Source organism: Citrobacter sp. 506, from assembly GCF_050434985.1.
Classification (GTDB): domain Bacteria; phylum Pseudomonadota; class Gammaproteobacteria; order Enterobacterales; family Enterobacteriaceae; genus Citrobacter; species Citrobacter braakii.
The window spans coordinates 136,688-161,360 of the sequence record NZ_JBNDJN010000003.1; the positions used below are offsets into that span (position 1 = coordinate 136,688).

Annotated in this window: 21 protein-coding genes; 13 read left to right on the forward strand and 8 right to left on the reverse strand. The window is 54.4% G+C overall.

The window, feature by feature from the left end; genetic code table 11:
- Positions 1-7: 7 nt before the first annotated feature.
- The 8 genes from tssF to ABIE10_RS13650 all read left to right on the forward strand — a co-directional run bounded on the left by tssF (position 8) and on the right by ABIE10_RS13650 (position 8,933).
- On the forward strand, positions 8-1,729 hold the full coding sequence (gene tssF, locus ABIE10_RS13615) for a type VI secretion system baseplate subunit TssF (protein ID WP_429156037.1): 1,722 nt from the start codon (positions 8-10) through the stop codon (positions 1,727-1,729).
- Positions 1,693-2,640 carry a type VI secretion system baseplate subunit TssG gene (gene tssG, locus ABIE10_RS13620; RefSeq protein WP_429156039.1) on the forward strand — a complete coding sequence of 316 codons (948 nt, stop codon included), beginning with the start codon at positions 1,693-1,695 and terminating at the stop codon, positions 2,638-2,640. The genes tssF and tssG overlap by 37 nt, the downstream gene beginning before the upstream one ends.
- Complete coding sequence (gene tssH, locus ABIE10_RS13625) at positions 2,631-5,132, forward strand: type VI secretion system ATPase TssH (RefSeq protein ID WP_429156041.1); 2,502 nt, start codon at positions 2,631-2,633, stop codon at positions 5,130-5,132. Before tssG ends, tssH begins: the two co-directional genes overlap by 10 nt.
- A gap of 29 nt (positions 5,133-5,161) precedes the next feature.
- Positions 5,162-5,662 carry a hypothetical protein gene (locus tag ABIE10_RS13630; protein ID WP_199144572.1) on the forward strand — a complete coding sequence of 167 codons (501 nt, stop codon included), beginning with the start codon at positions 5,162-5,164 and terminating at the stop codon, positions 5,660-5,662.
- 239 nt (positions 5,663-5,901) lie between these two features.
- The gene (locus ABIE10_RS13635) at positions 5,902-6,150 is read left to right on the forward strand and encodes a type II toxin-antitoxin system Phd/YefM family antitoxin (RefSeq protein ID WP_016155558.1); all 249 of its coding nucleotides are present in this window, start codon (positions 5,902-5,904) and stop codon (positions 6,148-6,150) included.
- A complete protein-coding gene (locus ABIE10_RS13640; RefSeq protein WP_429156044.1) occupies positions 6,140-6,421 on the forward strand; it encodes a type II toxin-antitoxin system RelE family toxin in 282 nt (93 codons plus the stop codon). Before ABIE10_RS13635 ends, ABIE10_RS13640 begins: the two co-directional genes overlap by 11 nt.
- Before the next feature lie 26 nt (positions 6,422-6,447).
- On the forward strand, positions 6,448-8,412 hold the full coding sequence (locus ABIE10_RS13645) for a type VI secretion system Vgr family protein (protein WP_429156046.1): 1,965 nt from the start codon (positions 6,448-6,450) through the stop codon (positions 8,410-8,412).
- On the forward strand, positions 8,412-8,933 hold the full coding sequence (locus ABIE10_RS13650; RefSeq protein WP_019078246.1) for a toxin-antitoxin system YwqK family antitoxin: 522 nt from the start codon (positions 8,412-8,414) through the stop codon (positions 8,931-8,933). Before ABIE10_RS13645 ends, ABIE10_RS13650 begins: the two co-directional genes overlap by 1 nt.
- 21 nt (positions 8,934-8,954) lie before the next feature.
- On the opposite strand, the gene nrdG is transcribed toward ABIE10_RS13650, so the two are convergent.
- The 5 genes from nrdG to treR form a co-directional block, all read right to left on the reverse strand.
- Positions 8,955-9,419 carry an anaerobic ribonucleoside-triphosphate reductase-activating protein gene (gene nrdG / locus ABIE10_RS13655; RefSeq protein ID WP_016155562.1) on the reverse strand — a complete coding sequence of 155 codons (465 nt, stop codon included), beginning with the start codon at positions 9,417-9,419 and terminating at the stop codon, positions 8,955-8,957.
- A 174-nt stretch (positions 9,420-9,593) separates the two neighbouring features.
- Positions 9,594-11,732, reverse strand: coding sequence for an anaerobic ribonucleoside-triphosphate reductase (gene nrdD / locus ABIE10_RS13660; protein ID WP_016151477.1), 2,139 nt, complete (start codon positions 11,730-11,732; stop codon positions 9,594-9,596).
- A 409-nt stretch (positions 11,733-12,141) separates the two neighbouring features.
- A complete protein-coding gene (gene treC / locus ABIE10_RS13665; RefSeq protein WP_429156048.1) occupies positions 12,142-13,794 on the reverse strand; it encodes an alpha,alpha-phosphotrehalase in 1,653 nt (550 codons plus the stop codon).
- Positions 13,795-13,843: 49 nt separating this feature from the next.
- Complete coding sequence (gene treB / locus ABIE10_RS13670; protein ID WP_016155564.1) at positions 13,844-15,262, reverse strand: PTS trehalose transporter subunit IIBC; 1,419 nt, start codon at positions 15,260-15,262, stop codon at positions 13,844-13,846.
- A 157-nt stretch (positions 15,263-15,419) separates the two neighbouring features.
- A complete protein-coding gene (treR, locus tag ABIE10_RS13675; protein ID WP_016155565.1) occupies positions 15,420-16,367 on the reverse strand; it encodes a trehalose operon repressor TreR in 948 nt (315 codons plus the stop codon).
- 191 nt (positions 16,368-16,558) lie between these two features.
- On the opposite strand from treR, the gene mgtL reads away from it, so the two are divergent.
- The 5 genes from mgtL (at position 16,559) to ABIE10_RS13700 (ending at position 22,707) form a co-directional block, all read left to right on the forward strand.
- Complete coding sequence (mgtL, locus tag ABIE10_RS13680; protein ID WP_223870169.1) at positions 16,559-16,612, forward strand: mgtA regulatory leader peptide MgtL; 54 nt, start codon at positions 16,559-16,561, stop codon at positions 16,610-16,612.
- Positions 16,613-16,756: 144 nt separating this feature from the next.
- Positions 16,757-19,465 (forward strand): magnesium-translocating P-type ATPase, encoded by a 2,709-nt coding sequence (gene mgtA, locus ABIE10_RS13685; protein ID WP_019078248.1) that lies wholly within the window; start codon positions 16,757-16,759, stop codon positions 19,463-19,465.
- A gap of 375 nt (positions 19,466-19,840) precedes the next feature.
- Entirely contained in the window at positions 19,841-20,818 is a 978-nt protein-coding gene (locus ABIE10_RS13690) for a TRAP transporter substrate-binding protein (protein ID WP_016151488.1), read from the forward strand.
- 62 nt (positions 20,819-20,880) lie between these two features.
- Positions 20,881-21,390 carry a TRAP transporter small permease gene (locus ABIE10_RS13695; RefSeq protein ID WP_047499903.1) on the forward strand — a complete coding sequence of 170 codons (510 nt, stop codon included), beginning with the start codon at positions 20,881-20,883 and terminating at the stop codon, positions 21,388-21,390.
- 30 nt (positions 21,391-21,420) lie between these two features.
- On the forward strand, positions 21,421-22,707 hold the full coding sequence (locus tag ABIE10_RS13700) for a TRAP transporter large permease (protein ID WP_016151490.1): 1,287 nt from the start codon (positions 21,421-21,423) through the stop codon (positions 22,705-22,707).
- A gap of 91 nt (positions 22,708-22,798) precedes the next feature.
- Here the strand turns inward: ABIE10_RS13700 and ridA are convergent, their stop codons facing one another.
- The 3 genes from ridA to pyrB form a co-directional block, all read right to left on the reverse strand.
- Positions 22,799-23,185 (reverse strand): 2-iminobutanoate/2-iminopropanoate deaminase, encoded by a 387-nt coding sequence (ridA, locus tag ABIE10_RS13705; RefSeq protein ID WP_016151491.1) that lies wholly within the window; start codon positions 23,183-23,185, stop codon positions 22,799-22,801.
- Between the two features lie 76 nt (positions 23,186-23,261).
- Complete coding sequence (gene pyrI / locus ABIE10_RS13710; RefSeq protein WP_016151492.1) at positions 23,262-23,723, reverse strand: aspartate carbamoyltransferase regulatory subunit; 462 nt, start codon at positions 23,721-23,723, stop codon at positions 23,262-23,264.
- 13 nt (positions 23,724-23,736) lie between these two features.
- Positions 23,737-24,672 (reverse strand): aspartate carbamoyltransferase, encoded by a 936-nt coding sequence (pyrB, locus tag ABIE10_RS13715; RefSeq protein WP_016151493.1) that lies wholly within the window; start codon positions 24,670-24,672, stop codon positions 23,737-23,739.
- Position 24,673 lies beyond the last annotated feature (1 nt).

The following is a 24,673-nucleotide window of genomic DNA, read 5'->3' on the forward strand; positions in this document are numbered from 1 at the left end:
AAGATCAATGGACGATCGATTGCTGGAAGACTATTTGCAGGAGTTGAGATGGTTGCGTACCGCCAGCGGCGAGTTCGCCCGGCGGCACCCGCACGTTGCCTCTCGTCTGCGGCTGAGCGAATTTGATTGCCCGGATCCCCACGTTGAAAGGCTTTTAGAAGGTTTCGCCCTGCAAAGCGCCAAATTGCATCAGCGCCTTGATGATGGTTTTGGTGAACTGTGTGAATCGCTGCTGGAGCAGCTCTCACCTCATTCGATACGCCCTTTCCCTTCCACAGCTACCGCCAGTTTTACTGCGGATCCGCTGGCAGGTGATTTGAGTCAGGGTTACGCCCTTCCTGCCGGAACGCCGCTTTACGCGTTAACGCAAAGCGGTGAAACGATCTGGTGGCGTACCGCGCTGGCGCAAACGCTGTGGCCTATTGAGATTGACGATGTTACCTGGTGCGATGCGGCGCAGGCCCGGCAATTAACCGGGCTGACGCGGGCGCGCGGCGCATTGCGTATTCAGCTACGTTGTCTGCCGCCACATCAGTTTTCGACGTTGGCGGTTACACAGTTACGCATTCATCTCAGCGGTTCGCCGCAAATCAACGCCACGCTGTTTGATTTGTTGTACGCCCATGTCATTGGGCCGCTGCGCCCACATCCCATTGGCCTGCTGAATGCCGAAAAGATTTTGCCCTGCGAACCGGGCGTAGAGTCCAGCGTGCTGGCGCTCAGTGCCTGGATGAACAGCCCGCAGGCGCTGATGTATTTCGATTTGCCGCTGCCGCCTACGGGGGAGGGCGACGGCATGATCTTGTGCATTCCTTTCGATCGCGCTCCGCCGGGGGCGCAGCATATTCACTCGGGTGATATTCGTTTGGGGTGTGTGCCAATCGTTAACCTGTTCACCCGGACCTCTGAGCCGCTGATCGCCGGGCATATTCGCAGCGAGCATCGGCTGGTGGCCGATCATCATGATCAACATGTACAGATCTACCGTGTACAGACGCTGTGGATGAGCCGCCGTGAAGAAGCCTGGCGCGTGCCCGCATATTATTCCGCTCACGGGCATAGCGAGTCCCACTGGTTCTGGCATGCACGACGCAACCGCCAGCAGGGCAATGCGTTGTGGTTAACGCTGGTGGACAGCCGTTTCGACCCGTTTGCCCCGATTGAGGAAACGAGCCTGACGGCGACGCTCTGGTGCAGCAACGGTGAGCAGGCCGCACTGCTTTGTGCGGGAACGCCACTAACCTTTGAAGTACCTGGTCCGGTTGCGCAGGTGCATTTACTGGGAACGCCGACCATGCCTTCAGCGCCTGCGTTGCAGCGAGATGCACGTTGGAAACTGCTCTCAACGCTTGCGCTCAACCATCTCTTATTGAACGAAGGTCAGAGCGCGCTGGACTCGCTGAAAGAACTGCTGGCCCTGTATGCCCCTTCCTCTGCGTCACCCGCTGTCTGGCAGCAGATCAATGGCATCCGCGAGATGTGTTGCCAACGGGTGAGTGAGCATCGGGGGCGGGATGCCTGGCGCGGCTGGCATAACGGTATCAAGGTGACGCTGGAACTCGATCCACAAGCCTTTACTGGAAGCAGCCGACTGCTGTTTGCGGGCGTTATTGCCCGTTTCCTGGCGCGTAATGCCACCGCAAACTGCTTTATCCACACGATATTGCAAGACGAAGGAGAGGAGCTGTCGCTATGGACAGACGTCGAACAGACCACGCTGATAGCGTAATCGCCCAACTTAAGGCCGAGCCGTGGCGCTTCTCGCTGGAGCAGTGTGTCCGCATCCTGGAAGCGGCGGGTGAGACGCCCGAACTGCGGGGCGATCTGGGGCTGGCATTTAGCCCAGCGGAAGTCAGTTCGCTGAACGAAGACGTTGTGCAGGTGCGTAGCCTCGGGCCAGGGGGGGCGGATGGCGTATTGCCCTACGGCTGGCTGGAATGGCTACAGCAGGCGACGCAGGATAAAAACAGCGCACTGCAGGATTTTATATTTATGTTTCAACAGCGTTTTCTTCAACATCACTACCGTAGCCTGAGCCTGCATCGGCTGGCTATGCCTTACGCCAGGCGAGAAGATGCGCCAGGGCTTTCTGTAATGCGTGCGCTGTGTGGTTTCAGGCTCGACGCCATGGAAAAGTATGAATCTGCGCAGGTACAGAGTCTGCTGATGCAATGCGGCAACCTGCCTAATCGCAGGCGTTCTACGGCTGGATTTGTGGCGCTGGTCGAGGCCGTACTGAACGTCACCGTGCATGTCGAAGAGTTTGTCGGCCGCTGGCAGCCTTTGCCACAGGCATCAATAAGCCGGACGGGATGTCGGCTGGGGCGCAATAGCGTCGCCGGTCGGCGAATATGGAACCAGCATGCGGCGCTACGGGTGCATCTGCGTGCTAAAAACGCTACGCAGTGGCGCGAATTTTTACCCGGCAGTCAGGGTTTTCTCCAGCTCAGTAAGTTAGCGGAAATCTGGTTTGGCGCGGGAATAACGCTGGAATTGATGATGCGCGCAACCCTGACGCTGGATCATCGCTTAACCCGCACAGCGCCGCCGCGTCTGGGGTATACCGCGCAACTGGCAGGGCGCAAGCCCGCCATATTCCATTGCCAACAGCATCTTGAGGAGAACAGTAAATGGATTTGAAAGCGCTGGTACAACGACTGAACCCAATTTGTTTTCGTGCGCTGGAACAGGCCGCCGAACGCAGCCGGGCGCAGGGACACTGGTTCGTCGAGCCGGAGCATATGCTGCTGGCTTTACTGGATGATGAACACTGTGATTTAGCGTATTGCCTGAGCAACGCGGCTATCTCCACCGATACGTTACGTGAAGAGATCCAGCGTGCTCAGGCGCAGTTCAAAACGGGCTGTACGCGGATGCCGGTGTTTTCCGTACAACTGATAGAGCTATTGGAAGGGGCGATTTTGCAGGCGACGTTCCAGCGTATTCCTCTGGTTCGTTCGGCCTTATTGCTCCTGACCTTACTCACCCGAGAACGGCTGCGTACCCAGTTGGCGCAGGGAATGCCACTGTTGTTACAGCTTCCGGCTACGGAGCTGGAAAGCCAGTGGCAGAGTTGGTGCTGTAACTCCGTTGAGGAGGCCGCAGACCCTGGTAAGGGCGAATTACCGAAGCGTGAAGGCGGGGTATTGGATCAATACACGCACGATCTGACCCGTGACGCGCGGGAAGGGCGGATCGATCCGATCATCGGGCGCGACGCGGAGATCCGCCAGTGCATCGACATCCTGCTGCGTCGCAGGCAAAACAACCCGATCCTGGTGGGTGCGCCGGGGGTGGGGAAAACTGCCGTTGCCGAAGGGCTGGCGCGACGCATTGCCGAAGGCAGCGTGCCGCCGCCGCTGCGTGATGTCGCTCTGCTGTCGCTGGATCTTGGCTTGTTGCAGGCGGGAGCGGGCGTGAAAGGGGAATTTGAGCAGCGGCTAAAAGGCGTCATTGACGCCGTTAAAAAATCCCCGCAGCCGATCATTTTATTTATCGACGAAGCCCACACGCTGATAGGCGCGGGCGGTGCCGAGGGGGGCAGTGATGCCGCCAACCTGCTGAAACCGGCGCTGGCGCGCGGTGAACTGCGCACCATCGCCGCCACCACATGGCAGGAGTACAAAAAATATTTCGAGAAGGATCCGGCGCTGGACCGGCGTTTTCAGCGTATCCAGATCGAAGAGCCGGACGAGAACAGCGCGGTGATCATGCTGCGGGCGGTGGCCGATAAGCTGGAGGCGCACCACGGCGTGCAAATTCTGGATACCGCCATCCGCGAGGCGGTGCGCCTTTCGCAGCGCTATATCTCCGGTCGCCAACTGCCGGACAAAGCCATCAGCGTGCTTGATACCGCCTGTGCAAGAGTGGCGCTGGCGCAGCATGATGTGCCGCCCCAACTTGAGGAGATCCGTCAGCATCTGGCGGCCATTGAGGAAGAGAGCGAGCGCCTGAACCGCGAACTGCTGGTGGGCGTCGATCATCACGACCGGCTTTGCGAACTGGAAGCGCTGGCGGAGAAACTGCACATTCAGGCGCGGGAAGTGGAAGGACGTTGGCAGGATGAGCGTCAGCGGGTCGGTGAACTGCTGGCCGCTCGTCAACGGATGTTGGATCTCAGTGCGCGTCTGGACGATGATGAGGAACTGGAGCAAGAGCTGGTGGAGTGCGCGGCGCTGATCGGCAAACTGGAAACCGCCGCTGCCCAACTGCGAGATGAGGTGCCGCTGGTGCCGGACTGCGTGGATACCGCCACGGTAGCGGCGGTGATCGGCGGCTGGACCGGTATCCCTATCGGCCAGATGCTCACCGACGAAGCCCACGCCCTGCGCACGCTGGTCGAACGCATGAGTGAGCGGGTGATGGGGCAGCAGATGGCGCTGGAGACCATCGCCCAGCGGCTGCGCGCCTATCGCAGCGGCCTGACCGACCCGCAAAAGCCGGTCGGCGTGTTCCTGCTGGTGGGGCCAACCGGTGTGGGCAAAACCGAAACCGCGTATGCGCTGGCCGACGCCCTGTACGGCGGTGAACGCAATCTGATCACTATTAATCTTTCTGAGTACCAGGAGGCGCACACCGTCAGCCAGTTGAAAGGCGCGCCGCCGGGCTACGTGGGCTACGGCAGCGGTGGGGCGTTAACCGAAGCGGTGCGCCGTCGGCCCTATTCGGTGGTGTTGCTCGATGAAATTGAAAAGGCGCACCCGGACGTGCTGGAGGCGTTTTATAACGTCTTTGATAAAGGGGTAATGGAAGATGGCACCGGGCTGATTGTCGATTTCAAAAACACGGTGATGCTGGCGACCAGCAACGTCGGCGCGGAGTTAATTCTCGACACGCCTGCGGCTGAATTAAACGGCGAGCGCTTTAACGAAGAATTGGGTGAGGAGTTATTAAAACATTTCCGCCCGGCGTTTTTAGCAAGGATGACCACGGTGGCTTACCGGGCGCTGGATGAAGAAATATTAAAAGGGATTGTGTTGGCTAAACTGGAGAAATTATCACAGCGATATTTAGTGGCGACGGGGGAAAAATTAAATATGGAGGATGGGCTGGTGGAAAGGGTAATGGAGAAATGTAAGGGAGTAGGGGCCAGAGATGTTGATAATCTGGTGGTTGGGGAAGTGATGGGTTGATTTTTTTGTAAAGCTTAGTGGAGATTATTATGGTTGATTTTTCAGAAATTAGTACAGACAAAAAAAAGGAAAAATATTTTAAAGATTTCCAATTTCTGCCTTATGATAAAAATTGTGTTGCGTTAGCTATTACTGATGCTCTTGGGTACACTGAACATTATGGTGATAATGGGGTTTTTTATTTTTATTATAGGGTGCGTGAGTTATTGAGTGGTAATTTTAAATCATTAGAGTACCCTAATACGGTGACCAGAGTATTAAAATTCCTCAATGTTGATAGTATCTATCATAATAGAGAGTGGTCTTTTGTAAAAACAAATATTTTAACTAAGGCAAATGGTCGTTTTTTTGCAGTTAATACACTAGGTCATAATTTTGATGATAAAGGGGGGGCTTTTCATGCTTTTTGTATCCTTAAGGCGGATGGTAAAATAAATATATTAGGAAATAATTCCGAGAACTATGCTGAACAGATAAGCGATGGTCATAAAGTATCTGTGTGGGGGCCGATTCAGATAACCCCACATTAATATCTCCGTTCTCAATGTGAGATGCTAAGGTTTGGTACAAGTGAGTATTAGTAGGTATTTCACAAATATAAAAGGACTTCCCCATGCCCGATACCACCATAATAAAACTTACCACCCCGCCGTTAACCGGGCCAGACCATCTACATATCGTGATTTTAATGTAATAAAGCACCCTTAATGATGCTTATAAAGGTGCTTTTAATGGTCTATACTAAAAGCTCATCAACGAGGAAAAGACCATGCCATTTCATATCCTGACCAAAACCGCAGCCAGCATCACCGACCTGAAACGTAACCCAATGGGGACGGTTAACGCCGGGGAAGGCGAAGCGGTGGCGATTCTGAACCGCAATGAGCCTGCGTTTTACTGTGTGCCTCCTGCGGTCTATGCCTACCTGCTGGAGCTGGCTGAGGATGCCGAGCTGAACCGTATCGCCGACGAGCGAGAAGGTGGAAAGCGAATAAAGGTATCTTTAAATGACCTATAACCTGGAGTTTTTAGATGTTGCGCTCAAGGAGTGGCACAAGCTTTCCCCAACATTACGCGAGCAGTTCAAAAAGAAACTGGCGGAGCGGCTGGAAAATCCTCATGTTCCTGCCGCCCGTCTTTCCGGCAAATTACACCGTTACAAAATCAAGCTTCGCAGTGCCGGATATCGTCTGGTCTATCAGGTTGAGGACAAGCAGGTTGTCGTTCTTGTGATCGCCATAGGCAGACGTGATGGTGATGAGGTTTATCATCAGGCTAACCGGCGCTAGCGCTATCGTTGAAAAAGGATTTTCCCATGCCAGACACCACTATCATTAAACTTACCGCCCCGGCCCTAACCGGCCTTACCGCCGCGACCGCTTATACCGAATCGCAACTTAACGGCCTGACCACCGCCACCGTCGCCGTAACCACCTCCGCGCCGCTAACTCTCGACGCTGCGCTGGCGACCCATCTGACCGCCACGATAAACAGCACCGACTACGACGGGCTGATTGCCGAAGCGCACCAGCTTCCGGCGACCGGCAACGCCGATCGCTATCAGTTTGTCCTGCGTCCGTGGCTATGGTGGCTGACGCTTGCCAGCAACAACCGCGTGTTTCAGAACCTCAGCGCGCAGGAAATTGTCGAGAAGGTGTTTAAGGACGCCGGATTTACCGACTACACATTCAAACTCAAAACCAAACCGGCGAAGCGCGAATACTGTCTGCAATACAACGAAAGCGACTTCAATTTTGTCTCGCGACTGCTGGAGCAGGAGGGGATTTTCTGGTTCTTTACCCACGAGCAGGGCAAGCACACGCTGGTGCTGGCGGATGATAACAGCGCTTTCCCGCCGATAACGGGTGAGAAAAAGGTCAAGTATCAGGCCGCAGCAAGCGGCGCACGGGAAACCGGAATGATTCGTTCGGCAGAGCTGCGTTTGCAGGCCACCGCGCAGGGCTTCCAGAGCAGCGACTATAACTACGAGCAGCCGAAAGCGGCGCTGTTTGCCCAGACCGGTGAGAAGAAGGGTGGTATGCAGTATCAGCATCCGGGGCGTTTTAGCGTTAAAGCCGAAGGCGACGCGCTGGCGGCGTGGAAAGTGAACGCCCTGAAAGCGCAGGCGAAACAGCTGGTCGGCGAAAGCGACTGCGCGGCGCTGACCGCCGGGCACTGGTTTACTTTGACCGATCACGATGACAAAGCATTGAACATCGACTGGCTGGTCATCGCCGTCAGCCACGAATACGACGGCGAGCGCTATCGCAACCGCTTTACCGCCATCCCGAAGGCCACGCCGTACCGTCCGCTCGCCGTGACGCCGCAGCCTTTTATGCATACGCAAACAGCGGTGGTGGTGGGTAAAAGCGGAGAAGAAATCTGGACTGATAAGCTTGGTCGGGTGAAGGTGCAGTTCCCGTGGGACAGAGAGGGCAAAAACGACGAAACCAGCTCCTGCTGGCTGCGGGTCGCCACCGCCTGGAGCGGCAACGGCTTCGGCGCGCAGTTTATCCCGCGCATCGGCCAGGAAGTGGTGGTGAGCTTTATCGATGGCGACCCGGATAAGCCGCTGATTACCGGCTGTGTGTACAACGGCGCGAATGCCCTGCCGTATGCGCTGCCGACGAATCAGACCCAGTCAGGCATTAAAACCAAAAGTGAAAAAGGCTTCAACGAACTGCGCTTTGACGACAAAAAAGATGCCGAACTGCTGGCGATGCAGGCGCAGAAAGACTTCCAGCTCACCGTGCTCAACGACAGTAACACCACTATCAGCCACGATGAAATCCACAGCGTCAAAAACGATCGCACCCGCACCGTTGAAGAAGGCAACGAAACCGTCACCCTGAAAAAGGGTAATCGCACGGTCAAAATTGAGAAGGGCAGCGACACGCTGGAAGTAAAAGATAAACGCAGCGTGACGGTGAAAGGCGATCAGGAACACGCCATCGATGGCAATGAGACACATAAGGTAAAAGGTAACTACACGCTGAACGTCGACGGCAATCTGACGATTAAGGTCAGCGGTTCGCTTACCCCGGAGAGCGGCAAAACCCTGAAAGTGAAAAGCGGAGCGGATCTCAGCGCCAGCGCCGCATCGGGTCTGAAACTGGACGCCACCAACATCGCCAGCGAAGCCAAAGCCTCGCTGACGCAAAAAGCCGCGACGATAACCCACGAAGCAAAAGCCACGCTCACCAGCAAGGCCAGCGCCACCCAGACAGTGGACGGCGGTGGCATGTTGACCATCAAAGGCGGGATGGTGAAAATTAACTAATGCGTGAAGTGTTGGAACATCAGCAGGAGAGTACCTGCTTTCAGGCCGAGCTGACCGACGGTCTGCTGAACGGCGAAATGCGGATCGAAGAGCATGGTCGGCTGCTGTCGGTGCTGCGCTATCGGCAGGGCGCGTTGCATGGCGAGATTGAAAGCTGGCATGCCAACGGCCAGCTTGCCATGCAGCAGAGCTATCGCGATGGTCTGGCACAGGGCGTGGCGCGTTATTTTTCAGAAGAGGGGGCGCTGATACGTGAAGAGCAGTGGCTTGATGGTCAACTGCACGGTGAATGCTGCAGCTTTTATCCTTCCGGCCAGTTGCAGATACGCGAACAGTGGCGGCACGGGTTGCGTCACTCGCTCAGCGAGCAGTTTTACCCGGACGGCGCGCCAGCCCAGCGGCAATCTTATGAACAGGGAAAACAGAAGGGAGAAGTGGAGCGCTGGCTACCGGATGGGCGTGCCATTGATGCCCGTGGTAAAGCGCAATCGCGAATGAGTAAATGGACGGAGAGGCTGTGAAAAGCCTCTCCAGAGCGCGTGTTAACGCAAATGATGTACAACCTGGTTGCTGCTTCCGCGCCAGATTAGTGCCGGGTCTTTGAGATCCTGCACGTATTTGCCATCGACCAGCACGTTGATGAGATCGACAACCTGCATTTGCGCGGCGTTGAGTTCATCGAGCTTGTAGCCGGTCCACACCCAGATGTCTTTTCCCGGACACTCAGCGCGAATGCGCTGCACCAGTTGCAGAATATCCGGCACGTTTTGTGGATGCAGCGGATCGCCGCCGGAGAGCGAGATCCCCTGACGGTGAATACGCGTGTCGTTCAGATCGGCAATGATCTTGTCTTCCATCTCTTTGCTAAACGGCTGGCCGGAATTGAGCCGCCAGGTGCTTTTGTTATAGCAACCGGGGCATTCATGCACGCATCCTGAAACAAACAGGGTACAGCGAGTGCCGGGACCATTAACGATGTCGACAGGGTAATACTGATGGTAATTCATTTGCGCTTCTCATCCGTTTATCAATTCGCGCCATAGCTGCTTCGTGCGCCCGAGTCACTTACTTATGTAAGCTCCCCGGGACTTACTCATTTGCTGTCTTGCTATGACGTGAATTGCGTTGCGGAAATAATGGCCCGAAAAGCGTCGCATCGCCGGGCAATAAAATCGTCTAAATTAACCGATCTGCCCGTTCCCTAAATGCTTAACGCGGCGCTTCACTTCTTCCTGTTTGCCGGCGTTAAACGGACGTGCGTCCGGGCTGCCTAAATAACCGCAGACGCGGCGGGTGACCGATACGCGGGCGGCGTCGTGGTTACCACATTTCGGGCAGGTAAAGCCTTTGCTGGTGCACTCAAACTCACCAGTAAAGCCGCACTCGTAGCATTCATCGATTGGCGTGTTGGTCCCGTAATACGGCACGTGCTGATAGCTGTAATCCCAGACGTCTTCCAGCGCTTTCAGGTTGTGCTGAATATTCGGGTATTCGCCGTAGCAAATGAAGCCCCCGCTTGCCAGCGGCGGGTACGGCGCTTCGAAATCGATCTTGTCGTACGGGTTAACCTTCTTTTCCACGTCGAGGTGGAAGCTGTTGGTGTAGTAGCCTTTGTCGGTCACGCCCGGGACCACGCCAAATTCGGCGGTATCCAGACGGCAGAAACGGTCGCACAGGTTTTCACTTGGCGTGCTGTACAGGCTAAAGCCGTAGCCAGTCTCGTCTTTCCACTGATCGACCGCTTGGCGCAGGCGTTCCACAATGGCGATACCTTTGGCGCGCAGCTGCTCGCTGTCATACACATGCTTGTCGCCAAACAGCGCATTGATGGTTTCGTGAATACCGATGTAGCCCAGAGAGATGGATGCGCGACCATTTTTAAAGATTTCTGACACGTCATCGTCCGCTTTCAGACGCACGCCGCAGGCCCCTTCCATATACAGAATGGGCGCCACGCGGGCCTTCACGCCTTCCAGGCGCGCAATGCGGGTCATCAGCGCTTTACGCGCCAGCACCAGACGATCGTCGAGCAGTTTCCAGAAGGTGGCTTCATCGCCATGCGCTTCCAGCGCGATACGCGGCAGGTTAAGGCTGATAACGCCGAGGTTGTTACGCCCGTCGTGAATCTGTTCGCCGTTCTCGTTTTCCCACACGCCGAGGAAGCTGCGACAGCCCATTGGCGTTTTGAACGAGCCGGTCACTTTGACCACCTGATCGTAGTTCAGGATGTCCGGATACATACGCTTGCTCGCGCACTCCAGTGCCAGCTGTTTGATGTCGTAGTTCGGATCGCCAAACTTGTGGTTCAGACCGTCACGAATCGCGAACACCAGTTTCGGGAACACCGCGGTTTTACGATTTTTACCCAAGCCGGCAATACGGTTACGCAGAATGGACTGCTGGATCAAACGCGATTCCCAGCTGGTTCCCAGGCCAAAACCAAAGGTCACGAACGGCGTCTGACCGTTGGCGGTATGCAGGGTGTTCACTTCATACTCGAGAGACTGGAATGCGTCGTAGCACTCTTTCTCGGTACGGGAATGGGCATAACCGTCGGCGTCCGGGATTTGCCACTCTTCAGCGGTTTTACGATGTTTATTAAAGCTCTCGGTGACGAACGGCGCGAGAACTTCATCAATACGGTTAATGGTGGTGCCGCCATAAATATGGCTGGCGACCTGCGCGATAATTTGCGCGGTGACGGCGGTCGCGGTAGAGATGGATTTTGGCGGTTCAATCTCCGCGTTACCCATCTTAAAGCCCTGCGTCAGCATGCCTTTCAGGTCGATCAGCATGCAGTTAAACATTGGGAAGAACGGAGAGTAGTCGAGATCGTGATAGTGAATATCACCACGCTCGTGCGCCTGGACGACATCACGCGGCAGCAGGTGCTGACGCGCATAGTGTTTGGCAACGATACCGGCCAGCAGGTCGCGCTGGGTCGGGATTACTTTGCTGTCTTTGTTGGCATTTTCATTCAGCAGAGCAGAGTTGGTTTGCTCAACCAGACCACGAATTTCCTGGTTCAGACGGCCACGTTTTTCACGCTGGATATCACGGTCGTGGCGATATTCGATGTACGCACGGGCGAGTTGTTTGTACGGGCCAGACATTAACTGGTTTTCTACCGCTGTCTGGATCTCGTTGATATCGACCTTGCTGCGCTCATTCATCTGGCTACTAACGACTTCTGCGACGGTGGCACAGTAATCTGCGTCATCGACTCCCGCTGCTTTAGCTGCACGCAGAATGGCTTCTTTGATGCGCTCTGATTTAAACGGCACTTTACAGCCATCTCGTTTCATCACATGCGGTGTCATGATCACTCCATATTTATAAGAACAGGTTATCCACAGAGGTTGGGGAGGCCATCAGGGCTTTATTCATCTCTATTGCCAATGACTTCCCGCAATCCTGACCCACTTTATCCACAATTCCACCGTGAAGCGGTGCACTGTAGTTGTAGCAATTGTAGTCGATTAATACAACATATTGGGTCGGCGTGCATTTTAAGTTCTATATGTAGTGATTTGCATCAAGGATGTTTACGATTTATTTGATGTAGCGCAAAGTAAAAATCGGAGCGTACAGATGACGGGCACTACAGCCGATTGTAAATTGTGGGCAGAAAATTCTGATTAATTATTCAACAAAAACAGAAAGGTAAGCTGAGCGTAGGCATCAAAGCCCGGCAGCGTTATGCGTACCGGGCCTGAACATAATTGCAAGCTATTTTTGCAACCACCAGACGGCTTCAAAAGGACGCAGCGTCATGTCTGCGGGTTGGCTGGCGACCTCGGCATAGTTGTGCATCAGCACCTGCCAGTTGCCGTCGGTCTGGGTCGGCTGCCAGCTCTGGAAGGTATCGCTCAGATTAGCAATGACCAGCAGCCGCTGTCCTTGCCATTCACGTTGATAGCACCACAGATGCGGGCTGTCCGGTAGCAGATCCTGATAGTCGCCCCAGGTGATAACCGGCTCTGCTTTACGCAATGCGATCAGCTTCTGATAGGTATAGAACACCGAGTCGGTATCGCGCAGCGCTGCCGCCACGTTGATATCCGCTGCGTTGTCGCACAGATTGATCCACGGTTCACCCGCGGTGAAGCCCGCGTGTTTGCTGGCATCCCACTGCATCGGCGTGCGGCTGTTATCGCGCGATTTACAGGCGAGGATCGCCAGCAGCTCTTGCGCATCGCGCCCCTGGCCGTTCAGGGCGGCAAACATGTTATGGCTTTCCACATCGCGATAATCGGTAATCTGGCGGAAGTGCGGATTGGTCATGCCGATCTCTTCACCCTGGTAGATGTAGGGCGTGCCCTGCATACCGTGCAGCACCATCGCCAGCATTTTTGCGGCCGGAACGCGGTATTTACCTTCATCGCCAAAACGCGACACGATGCGTGGCTGGTCGTGGTTACACCAGAACAGCGCGTTCCAGGCCTGATTGTGCATGCCTTGCTGCCAGTGGCGAAACAGGGTTTTGAGCGCCACATAGTCGGGTTTGGCTAACGTCCACTTCTCACCGTTGGGGTAATCCACTTTCAGGTGGTGGAAGTTGAAGGTCATCGACAGTTCGCTGCCATCGAGTGCGGCGTACTGCTGGCAGTTTTCCAGCGTGGTGGAGGACATTTCTCCGACCGTCATCAGGCCGCGGGGCGTGAAGACGTCGCGATTCATTTCACGTAAAAACGCATGCGCGCGCGGGCCGTCGGTATAAAAACGCCGCCCATCGCCGTCGGGATCGCTCGGGAAGTCCTGATCTTTAGAGATAAGATTCACCACGTCGAGACGCAGCCCGTCCACGCCGCGATCGGCCCAGAACTCGCACACTTTTTTTAGCTCGGCGCGGACCGCCGGATTCTCCCAGTTCAGGTCTGCCTGCTCCGGAGCAAAGAGGTGCAGATAGTACTGCTCGCTTTCGGCGTGCCAGCCCCAGGCGCTGCCGCCAAATTTGGAGCGCCAGTTATTCGGGAGACTGTCTGGCGTGCCGTCGCGCCAGAGGTAAAACTGACGATACGGGCTGTCTTTATCCAGCGCCTCGCGAAACCAGGGGTGCTGGGTTGAAGTGTGGTTAAACACCATATCGAGAATAATACGGATGCCGCGCGCTTTCGCCTGCGCCACCAGTTCGTCAAAGTCTGCAAGCGTTCCGTAGGCCGGATCGACAGACATGTAATCCGCGACGTCGTAGCCGTTATCAACCTGCGGCGAAATATAGAACGGCGTTAGCCAGATGGCATCAACCCCCAGCGTTTGCAGATAGTCGAGGCGCTGCGTCACGCCGCGTAAATCGCCGGTGCCGCTGCCGGTGGTGTCCTGAAAACTCTTGGGGTAAACCTGATAGATGACGCCGTTTTGCCACCAGTGGGGAATATTCATGGTTGTTTCCTGGAAATACGATGGGGCGCAACTGCGCCCCGAAGAAAAGTTAGACAATTTGTAGTGTGCCCATACGGTGTTTACGCTGATAAACGAATGAGGTCAGTACCATGGGGATAACAATCGCAATGACCATTGCCATGCCAAATACCTGCCAGTAAGTCGGCTGGATGGAGAGGATGCCTGGCAAACCGCCGACGCCAATTCCGTTCGCCAGCACACCGTTCAGGCCGCACAGCAGTCCGGCGAGACCGGAACCGATCATCGCGCACAGCATTGGGAAGCGGTATTTCAGGTTGATCCCGTACATGGCCGGTTCAGTGACCCCGAGATAGGCGGAAATCGCGGCAGGAACGGAGATTTCACGTTCATTGTGTTTGCGACTGGAGATGATGATCCCGACTACCGCAGAAGCCTGAGCGATATTCGACAGTGCGATCAGCGGCCATACCGGCGTACCGCCCATGCTCTGAATCATCTGCATGTCGATAGCCAGCGTGGTCTGATGCACGCCGGTTATCACCAGCGGGGCATACAGGAAGCCGAACAGCGCCGCGCCAATCGGGGCAAAGCTGCCGGTCAGCAGGTGACGGACCGCAAACGCGACACCGTCGCCGATCATGCGGCCAAACGGACCAATAAAGGCGTGCGCGAGGAACACCGCGAGGATCAACGAGCACACCGGGACGATCACCAGATACAGATAATCCGGGACGATGCGTTTCATGCGTGTTTCAATAAAACCGAGCGCCAGACCGGCCAGCAGTGCCGGAATAACCTGCGCCTGATAGCCCACTTTTTCAATGCTGAACAGGCCGAAGTTCCACACTTCCGGTACCTGTTGACCGAGTAGATAGGCGTTCATTAGCTGCGGTGAAACCAGGGTCACGCCCAGCACAATACCGAGGATCGGCGTACCGCCCATTTTCTTCACTGCTGACCAGCAGATCCCGACCGGCAGATAGAAGAAGATCGCTTCGCCAATTAGCCACAGGAAGTCGTAAAGGGTTTTCAGCGAAGGGTGCATCTGCGCCAGCGTCTGCCCGTTGCTCATGGGCAGATCGCCAATCACATTACGGAACCCCAAGATCAAGCCGCCGCTAATCAGCGCTGGCAGCAGCGGGAAGAAGATCTCCGCAAAATGAGAAATCAGCTGTTCGTGCCATTTCATATTCTGCCGCGCGGCTTTTTTCGCCTGCTCTTTATCGGCGCTGGCCTGGCCGGTTGTCGCCAGCAGCGCTTTGTAGTAATCGCCTACTTCGGTACCAATCACCACCTGAAACTGCCCGGCGTTGGTGAAGCAGCCTTTGACCATCGGCAACTGTTCGATCTCTTTTGGCCTGGCATTCGCAGGCTGATTCAGCACAAAACGCAGGCGAGTAATGCAGTGACTTACCGTGGCGATATTGTCGCGCCCGCCTACCAGCTCAATCAGCCGGTCGATGTCTGCTTGTTTTATTTTGCTCATGATGATGTGTGTTCCCCGTAGGCCGGATAAGACGTTTTAGCATCGCCATCTGGCAACTCTCTCGTTGCTGTGGCCAGAGTATATCGTCGATGATTTTTTAAAAATGGGAACGTTCCCGAAACGCAGCGAAGATCACAAATTAACGCTCAGAAAGCGATCAGGAGAGGGTGGAAGGAATAACGATTTGTCGTAGTTCGCTACGGCCATTGATCTGCTCGATCAGCTGCGAGGCCGCTTGTCGTCCGGCTTCGGCATATCCTGGATCGACGGTGATAATTTCCGGATGGAGGAATTTCATCAGCGGCGTACTGCCCACGCTCGCCAGCTGTAGATTCTCAATTCGCTGCTCTTGCAGATATTTGCTGACACCAAGGGCGAGGGTATCCGTCGCGCAGACTAAGGCAGTGGTTTCCGGGGTGATGACGTTGGCGGCCTGCTCATAACCCTGCTTCATGGCAAGACCCGGTAGCGCGGCAACAGGATGCAGTTTGTGTTTCTTACAGAACGCCAGGTAGGCTTCATGGCGGCGCTTACCGGTGGTCACGTCGCTATGGGGAACGCCAAGAAAGCTGATATGGCGATGCTCGCGATCGTATAAACGCTGCATTAGGGTGCGAATGGCGCCTTCATCGTCATAGCAGACGGAGGCAAAGCCTTTGGCATCTCTTGCCAGCAGCACCAGCGAATCCTGCCAGGAGGCGAGCATGGATTCACTTATGCCGGTAAAACCAAACAGCACCACGCCGTCAATATTGCGGCGTCTGAGCATGCCGAGATGCTCTTCAACCAGCTCGGGCGAGAACTGGCTTTCCATCATGATCGGGTCGTAACCCTGCTCATAAAAGGCGGGCAGCATGGTTTGCACGGCGAGATTTTCCGAAAGCGAGTCCAGACGCGTGACGATGATCGCCACCACCTTGTCACTTTGTCCGCGCATGGCGCGTGCGGAGCGGGAAGGGGAAAAACCGTGCTGATTCATCACCGCTTCAACGCGTTCGCGGGTGCGTTCGCTCACGCCGCTTTCATTGTTAAGCACACGGGAAACGGTTGATTTTCCCACACCGCTTAAGCGGGCGATGTCTTTAATTGTCAGCCGGTTTTGCATCCTGTTTTCCCGTGTTGCGTGTGAAGTTATGCCAAATAGAGAATAACTTTACTCAAGCGCAGCGCAATGGGCAAAGTCTGGTATACGTTTGGTTTAGTTTCCATGGTTTATCATACTGCCATAATTGCCACAAACCTTATGGTTTTCTGCGTATAATCCGCAGCGCAAATCATTCACTTACCGGAGGCTATATGGATCCCGATCCCACCCCTCTCCCGAGATGGAGAAACTCCCCTTTCCGGTAAGCCTGTCTTTCACTGTCTTACCGGAGCAGTAAGACAGTGACGTTCTGACGTCCCTGTTGTGAATTTAATATTGCCATCAGGTAAGGCTTTGCCACGCCTGAAGGATTTACTGCGCCTGTTGAGACTGGCGCAGAGGGACTGCCTATGTTCAAAAATATTACTCGCCAGCTATTTGCCCGGCTAAACCGCCATTTACCACACCGTCTGGTGCATCGCGATCCGTTGCCTAATGCCCAGACCGTTGCCAGCACGCCGATCCCGCCATCGCTGAGCGAACATTGTCTGAAAATGGCGCTGATGGACGAAGCCGCGCTGTGGAAAACGTTTGGCGCGCACCCGGAAGGATTAAACGCCGCAGAAGTGGAAAACGCTCGCGAATTACATGGCGAGAACCAACTGCCGGCGCAGAAGCCGTCGCCGTGGTGGGTGCATCTGTGGGTCTGCTACCGCAACCCGTTTAATATTTTGTTGACCATCCTCGGTGCGATTTCCTATGCCACCGAAGATCTGTTTGCCGCTGGCGTCATTGCTCTGATGGTCGTCATCTCTACGTTACTGAATTTTGTGCAGGAGGCGCGTTCCACCAAAGCGGCAGATGCGCTGAAAGCGATGGTCAGTAACACCGCTACGGTGCTGCGCGTTATCAACGAGAAAGGAGAGAACGGCTGGGTTGAACTGCCGATCGACCAGTTAGTTCCCGGCGATATCATTAAGCTGGCGGCAGGGGATATGATCCCGGCCGATCTGCGTGTGGTGCAGGCTCGTGACCTGTTCGTGGCCCAGGCTTCGCTGACCGGTGAATCGCTGCCGGTGGAGAAAGTCGCAACCAGCCGCGACCCACAGCAAAGCAACCCGCTCGAATGCGATACCCTGTGCTTTATGGGCACCAACGTGGTGAGCGGCACGGCGCAGGCCATCGTGATTGCGACCGGAGCCAATACCTGGTTCGGGCAACTGGCGGGCCGCGTCAGCGAGCAGGAAAGCGAGCAGAATGCTTTCCAGAAAGGGATCAGCCGCGTCAGCATGCTGCTGATCCGTTTTATGCTGGTGATGGCGCCGATTGTGCTCATCATCAACGGCTATACCAAAGGCGACTGGTGGGAAGCGGCGCTGTTTGCCCTGTCTGTCGCGGTGGGGCTGACCCCGGAAATGCTGCCGATGATCGTCACCTCGACGCTGGCGCGTGGGGCGGTGAAGCTGTCAAAACAAAAGGTCATCGTCAAACACCTCGACGCTATTCAGAACTTTGGCGCGATGGATATCCTGTGTACTGATAAAACGGGTACCCTGACACAAGACAAAATTGTACTTGAGAATCATACAGATATATCTGGTAAGCCCAGCGAGCACGTCCTGCATTCTGCGTGGCTGAACAGCCATTACCAGACCGGGTTGAAGAATCTGCTGGATACGGCAGTGCTGGAAGGCGTGGACGAAGAATCAGCCCGCCAGCTCTCTACCCGCTGGCAGAAAATTGATGAGATCCCGTTTGACTTCGAACGCCGCCGCATGTCGGTGGTGGTCGCTGAAGAAACCGATGTGCATCAACTGGTGTGCAAAGGCGCGCTGCAGGAGATCCTCAGCGTCTGCACCCAGGTGCGCTACAGCGGTGAGGTTGTCCCGTTAGATGACAACATGCTGCGTCGGGTGAAGCGCGTCACGGATACGCTGAATCGCCAGGGGCTGCGCGTGGTGGCAGTGGCGACGAAATACCTGCCAGCGCGTGAGGGCGATTACCAGCGTATTGATGAATCAGATCTGATCCTCGAAGGCTATATTGCGTTCCTCGATCCGCCGAAAGAGACCACCGCGCCAGCGCTCAAAGCGCTGAAAGCCAGCGGTATTACGGTGAAAATCCTGACTGGCGATAGCGAGCTGGTGGCGGCGAAAGTGTGTCACGAAGTGGGGCTGGATGCGGGCGATGTGGTTATCGGTAGCAACATTGAAGGGTTAAGCGACGATGAGCTGGCAACGCTGGCCCAGCGCACCACGCTGTTTGCTCGTCTGACACCGATGCACAAAGAGCGCATTGTCACGCTGCTCAAGCGCGAAGGTCATGTGGTTGGCTTTATGGGGGATGGCATTAACGATGCCCCGGCGCTGCGCGCGGCGGACATTGGTATCTCCGTTGACGGCGCGGTTGATATTGCGCGTGAAGCGGCTGATATCATCCTGCTGGAAAAGAGCCTGATGGTGCTGGAAGAAGGGGTGATCGAAGGACGCCGTACTTTTTCTAACATGCTGAAGTATATCAAAATGACGGCCAGTTCTAACTTCGGTAACGTGTTTAGCGTGCTGGTGGCGAGCGCCTTCTTACCGTTCCTGCCGATGTTGCCGCTGCACTTACTGATTCAGAACCTGCTGTACGATGTATCCCAGGTGGCGATTCCGTTTGATAATGTCGACGAAGAGCAGATCAAAAAGCCGCAGCGCTGGAATCCCAGCGAGTTGGGGCGCTTTATGATCTTCTTTGGACCGATCAGCTCGATCTTCGACATTCTGACATTTTGCCTGATGTGGTTCGTCTTCCATGCGAATACGCCAGAACATCAGACGTTGTTCCAGTCTGGCTGGTTCGTGGTAGGCCTGTTGTCGCAAACGCTGATTGTGCATATGATCCGTACCCGCCGCGTGCCGTTCATCCAAAGCCGCGCCGCATGGCCGCTGATGCTGATGACGCTGGTGGTCATGGTGGTAGGCATTGCATTACCGTTCTCGCCGCTGGCCAACTATCTGCAATTGCAGGCGCTGCCGCTGAGCTACTTCCCGTGGCTGATTGCGATTCTGGCGGGCTACATGACATTAACCCAGCTCGTGAAAGGTTTTTATAGCCGCCGCTACGGCTGGCAGTAATCCTCAACTTCTTTGCAGGAGGGTGTTAATACTCTCCTGCATTTCTCTTTTTCATTCGAAAGATATTCTCCCGAAATATTGGTGTTTTATTTTTATTGAAATGCTAACGCGGGTAATTAGTATCAAATTGCCTTCTTTGCGTTGTTTTTTTATCAATAAAACGATCTGCGTTGCAAAAATGAAACAGCGTGCTAAAAATTATAAGCATCTGCGATTTTTTGTGAACGCAGTCATCGAAATAAATTGTTACACCAGTTAGTCTGCGCAGGTAACGTCGTTAAGAAAGTTTCTCGCTGCCCGTTTTTAATTCCGGCAGTCATTTGCTCTGCAAGCTATTCCTGTTAATGGATATTATGAACTTCTGGAGAAGGACAAATGAAACTGACAAAAAACCTGTTAAGTCTGTGTATTGGCGCGTCTGTATTACTGGCGAGTCATGCAACGCTGGCACAAACCTTTCGCGCCGCAGATGTGCATCCGGCTGATTACCCGAACGTTGTTGCAGTGAAACATATGGGGGAGAAACTTAGCGCCGCGACCGAAGGTCGTCTGGAGATCAAAACATTTCCAGGTGGTGTGTTAGGCGATGAAAAACAGATGATTGAACAGGCGCAATTAGGCGCCATTGATATTATTCGCGTCTCAATGACGCCAGTTGCCGCAATTCTCCCTGAAATAAACGTGTTTACCCTGCCATATATTTTCCGCGATGAGGACCATATGCATAAGGTTCTCGACGGCATGATTGGTCAGGAGATTGGCGACCGTCTGACAGCCAATACCAAATCACGACTGGTGTTCCTTGGCTGGATGGATGCGGGAACGCGCAACCTGATCACCAAGAATCCGGTAGTGAAACCGGAAGATTTGCACGGCATGAAAATCCGCGTTCAGGCCAGTCCGATAGCGCTGGATACCCTAAAAGCGATGGGCGCTAACTCCATTGTGATGGGCGTCAGTGAAGTATTTAGCGGCATGCAGACCGGCGTTATTGATGGTACGGAAAATAACCCGCCAACGTTTGTTGCGCATAACTATTTGCCGGTCGTGAAAAACTATACCTGGAGTAAACACTTTATTATTCCTGAGCTTTTTCTGTTCTCGAAAGCCAAATGGGATAAGTTAAAAAAAGAAGACCAAGAACTCATTATTAAACTGGCTAAAGAAGCCCAGGTAGAGCAACGTAAACTTTGGCAGGATTATAATGCGAAATCGCTGGAGACCATGAAAGCCAACGGTGTTCAGTTCCACGATATTGATACGGACTATTTCTATAAAGCCACGCAGTCAGTACGGGATAATTACGGTAAAGACCACCAGGATTTGATCAAACGTATTCAGGATGTGAAGTAATTCATCGGGTGGAGGATATCAATCCTCCGCCTGAGTCTTTTGATTAATTCGAGGTGATGATTATGGGTGAATGCTATTCATCGGTAATGGATTTTCTTTATCGAGTGTCAATGTGGATTGCCGGTATCGCATTATTGGTTATGGTCGCCATTATCCCTATTGGCATATTCGCGCGTTATGTCCTGAATAACGCGCTGTCATGGCCTGAGCCAGTCGCCATTCTTTGTATGGTGACATTCACCTTTATTGGCGCGGCGGTGAGCTATCGCGCAGGTTCGCATATCGCGGTAAGCATGGTGACTGACCGTCTGGGGGAATCTTCCCGCCGTTACTGCTCGGTAGTCGCAGACGTTATGTTAATGGCGATAAGCCTGTTCATTCTGTGGTACGGCTCCATGCTATGCCTCGAACTGTGGGAACAGCCCGTGGCGGAATTCCCAATTTTAAGCGCCGGGCAAAACTATCTCCCGTTGCCGATTGGCTCTGCTATTACGCTGCTGTTTATCGTTGAGAAGATCTGCCGTGGCTCGCAGTACCAACGTCCTGTTGTCATGCTGGGATCGACCAGCTAGTTACCGCCCCCATTTCAGAAAGGAAAGCAGATGGATGCATTTATTCTCGTCTTTACGCTCGGCATTATGCTGGCGATTGGGGTACCGGTAGCGTACGCGGTTGGCATTAGCGCCATCATTGGGGCCTGGTACATTGATATTCCGCTGGAAGCGGTGATGATCCAACTGACCAGTGGGGTGAACAAGTTTTCGCTACTGGCGATCCCGTTCTTTATTTTGGCCGGGGCTATTATGGCCGAAGGGGGCATTGCGCGGCGACTGGTAAACTTTGCCTATATTTTTGTTGGCTTTATTCGCGGCGGGCTGTCGCTGGTCAACATTGTGGCATCGACCTTTTTTGGCGCAATTTCTGGATCGTCGGTGGCCGATACCGCGTCTATCGGTTCGGTAATGATCCCGGAGATGGATAAAAAAGGTTATCCGCGCGACTTTGCTGCAGCGGTCACTGCCAGCGGCTCGGTGCAGGCGATCCTCACGCCGCCGAGCCATAACTCGGTTATCTACTCGCTGGCAACGGGCGGGACGGTGTCGATTGCCGCGCTGTTCATCGCCGGGATCCTACCGGGCCTGCTGTTAAGCTTCAGCCTGATGGTGATGTGCGTCGCTTTTGCGCACAAACGCGGTTATCCAAAAGGGGAGCGCGTACCGTTTCGCCAGGCGCTGAAGATATTCGTCGATACGCTGTGGGGCTTAATGACCGTTGTGATCATCATGGGCGGTATCTTGTCAGGTATCTTTACCGCGACGGAATCTGCGGCGATTGCCTGTCTGTGGGCCTTCTTTGTCACCATGTTTATCTATCGTGACTATAAATGGTCTGAACTGCCGAAGCTGATGTTCCGTACGGTGAAAACGGTCACTATCGTCATGATCCTGATAGGTTTTGCCGCCGCGTTCGGTGCCGTCATGACCTATATGCAGTTGCCGATGCGTATCACCGAAGCTTTCACCAGCATCTCGGACAACAAATACGTCATCCTGATGTGCATTAACATCATGCTGTTGCTGATCGGTACGCTGATGGATATGGCGCCGCTGATCCTGATTTTGACGCCGGTTTTGCTACCGGTAACCAACGCGCTCGGCATTGATCCGGTCCATTTTGGGATGATCATGCTGGTGAATTTAGGGATCGGCCTGATAACGCCGCCGGTAGGGTCGGTGCTGTTTGTGGCCAGTGCGGTGAGTAAGCAGAAAATTGAGCAGGTAGTGAAGGCGATGCTGCCGTTCTACTTCGTGCTGTTCCTGGTGCTGATGATCGTCACGTACATTCCGGCGATTTCGCTGTTCCTGCCGAGACTGTTTGGTGTGATGTGATAAATGCCCGGTGGCGCTCGCGCTTACCGGGCCTGCAAACTACGCTTGCGTAGGCCGGACAAGGCGAAGCCGCCATCCGGCACAAAAAGACTTAGCGACGAACGGCGATCGCTTCAATCTCGATTTTCACGTCTTTCGGCAGACGGGCAACTTCCACGCAAGAACGCGCCGGGAAAGTGGCGTTGTGCTCGGTGAAGAACGCTTCGTAGGTCGCGTTTACGGTTGCGAAATCGTTCAGGTCTTTAACGAAGACGGTAGTTTTTACGATGTCGCCCACTTTCAGGCCTGCTGCTTCAACGATAGCTTGTACGTTTTCCAGCGACTGACGCGCCTGAGCGGACACGTCTTCCGATACGGCACCGGTTTTCGGATCGACCGGGATCTGACCGGAAGTGATTACCATGCTACCCAGGTCAACGCCCTGAACGTATGGGCCGATTGCTGCTGGTGCATTTTCCGTCGCGATAGTCTTGCTCATGATTTCTCCTGAATTACAGCGGTAATAGAATGTTCCCGGCCATTATAGGGAGCCGGGAAATCATTACCAACACCAATTAGTTGGCCAGCACCACATAATGCGAAAACTCTTTTTCACAGTATTTGCATTTGAGTGCGATGTCGTCAGCGCGCTTTTTCACTGAAAAACTGGACGATACTGGTTCAGCATGGCTGATGCAGTTGCTGTTCGGGCAAACCAGCACGTTATCGATACGTTCAGGCAGGCTCGGACGTGATTTACCCACCACGTCATAATCGTCAATGCGGTTTACCGTTGCCTGCGGAGCGTACAGGGAGAGCTGGTTTACCTGCTCGTCGGTCAGGAACGTATTTTCGATTTTAATCAGGTCTTTACGGCCCATTTCGCCAGACGGCAGGTTCAGGCCGATGGTGATACGCTGGTCGGTTTCAGTCAGTTTGAACAACGTCAACAGCTTAAAACCAACCTGTGCGGGAATATGGTCAATTACGGTGCCACGTTTGATGGCTTCAACCTGCAGTTTGTTATCGTGTGTCATCTCTTTTTCTCCCTTACAGTGCCAGTTCGCTATTCAGTACCAGTGCCAGTAACGCCTGGCGGGCGAAGATGCCGTTGCCAGCCTGCTGGAAATACCAGGCGTGCGGCGTCTTGTCGACGTCGGTGGTGATTTCATCGATGCGCGGCAGCGGATGCAGCACCTTCATGTTCGCTCTGGCACCGTTCAGATCGCTGGCACGCAGAACAAACTGTGCTTTCACATTGGCGTATTCGGACGGGTCCAGACGCTCTTTTTGTACGCGGGTCATGTAGAGGATATCGACCTCCGCCATTACCTCTTCGATAGTGCCATGCAGGCTCCAGGCGATACCTTTTTCATTCAGCATATCCAGAATGTATTGCGGCATGGCCAGCGCATCCGGGGCGATGAAGTAGAAGCGGTTACCTTCGAACTTTGCCAGCGCCTGGGTCAGGGAGTGGACGGTACGGCCATATTTCAGGTCACCCACCATGGCGATTTGCAGATTGTCCAGGCGACCCTGCGTTTCCTGAATGGTAAACAGATCCAGCAGCGTTTGGGTGGGATGCTGGTTGGAACCGTCGCCGGCGTTCAGTACCGGCACGTTACCGGAGAACTCGGTTGCCAAACGCGCGGCACCTTCCTGCGGATGACGCATCACGATGGCGTCGACATAGGTGCTGATGACGGAAATGGTGTCGGCCAGAGTTTCGCCTTTTTTGCCAAGCGACGTGTTGCTGCTGTCAGAGAAACCCACCACGCTGGCGCCCAGACGGTGCATGGAGGTTTCAAAAGATAAACGGGTGCGGGTTGACGCTTCAAAGAAGCAACTGGCGATGACCTTATGTTTTAACAGCTCGGGCTGCGGGTTAGCTTTTAATTTCGCCGCCGTCGCGAGGACCAGATTAAGGTCATCGCGGCTGAGGTCGTTTATGGAAATGATGTGTTTTTGATAGAGCGGGTTAGCCATG